Genomic DNA, 1,332 nt, shown 5'->3' with positions numbered 1-1,332 from the left:
CCAGCCCTTTCAAGGTCTTTTCGTCTTGGCAGCCTTGATTATCCGGTCCGTTGAAACATGCGCATTCACCGCGGTGCCTTTAACCCATGTTTTGGGCTTGGGTACCTTGGGGCCACGGGGGCTTTTCGCAACTTGTTTAGGTTGGATATTTCTGGCAAGCGCCAATAAGTGCTGAGCCAGTTTTTCCAACGGAATGACAGGAAGATGTTCCGAGGGCAGCGCAATCTGCATTCCCTCATATCCACTCCTGACCTGAACCGCTAAATGGTAAATCGAGGCTTCCCATCCTTCAGGCTGGGTATCCCGATGAGCTTGTTCAACACTGCGTTTGAGAACAGCCAGGACGTTGTAAGCCAATACCGCCGTTGCGAACCCCAGTAAGGCAGCCTTTGGGCTGCCAAGGGTTTCGATCTCACTTTCCAGGATCGCTTCCAGTCGCTGGAACATACCTTCAATGCTCCAGCGGCGGCGATACAGTTCGGCGATCTGTTGCGCACTGACGCTCTCAGGCAGGTTGCTCCAGAACATCAAGCTGCTGTCGCCGGAGTCCGTTGGCGAATGAAGCGTCAGTTCGACACGCCGACATTGGTAACCGCCTTTGACCTGGATGATCTGCTCACGCACAGTGCCAGTTTCCACAGGTACTGGCTCTTGCCACTCACCCTCTTGAATCAAGCGTGGATGCTTGGCTTGCTGACGAATGACAAAGCAAGTTTGGACTTGCTCACAAGCCTCCATAACCGGGAGCGTGCAATAAAGCCGGTCAGCCAGCCACACTTGGCCTGGCTCGGCATTGGCCAATAAAGGCAGCACACAAACGCGCTCGCTTGCGTAGGCATCCTCACACGCCTGAAGGTCGACGACCTGATCCAGATCGGGATCGTATGCAACAACCGAAAAACCGGGACGAGCGGCGCCGCGCTCGTTGCGTAAAGCTCCCAGACGTTTTTCAGTGGATGCCAGGTGATTACCGTCCACTACCCGAACCTGCCAACCCGGCAGCATCGCCGTGCAGCCCAGCTCCCGGATGGTTGGAGCCAGGCGCTGTGCACAGCCCGTAATCAGGGCGCGCAACAGAGCAGGCTCGGTACGACTGATCTTGTCGTAGAGAGCCGCCAGGCTGACCGGAAGGTCCTCCAGTTGTCGCGCGGCGGCGTGCAGAGATGGCTTCAAGCCCAATGAAACAAGGGACATTAGCTTGATGATGGTCGAGAACAATAGCTCACGAGAATACTGCCGTTGCCGGTGTTCTTCGAAAACCTGATCAATCCACTCGGGGGCAATAGCCTGCTGCAGCGCCAGTTTGGCCATGACACTGGCAGGTGCTTTTTT

1 protein-coding gene is annotated in these 1,332 nt (G+C 55.9%); it reads right to left on the bottom strand.

Annotation, left to right across the window (positions count from 1 at the left end; genetic code table 11):
• Positions 1-9 precede the first annotated feature (9 nt).
• A complete protein-coding gene (locus JMV15_RS27785; protein ID WP_081339099.1) occupies positions 10-1,311 on the bottom strand; it encodes an IS4 family transposase in 1,302 nt (433 codons plus the stop codon).
• Positions 1,312-1,332 lie beyond the last annotated feature (21 nt).

Source organism: Pseudomonas paracarnis, assembly GCF_904063055.1.
In the GTDB taxonomy this organism is placed as follows: Bacteria; Pseudomonadota; Gammaproteobacteria; order Pseudomonadales; family Pseudomonadaceae; genus Aquipseudomonas; species Aquipseudomonas paracarnis.
The sequence above is the reverse complement of the archived record's forward strand: the minus strand, read 5'-3'. Positions and strand labels throughout refer to the sequence as shown.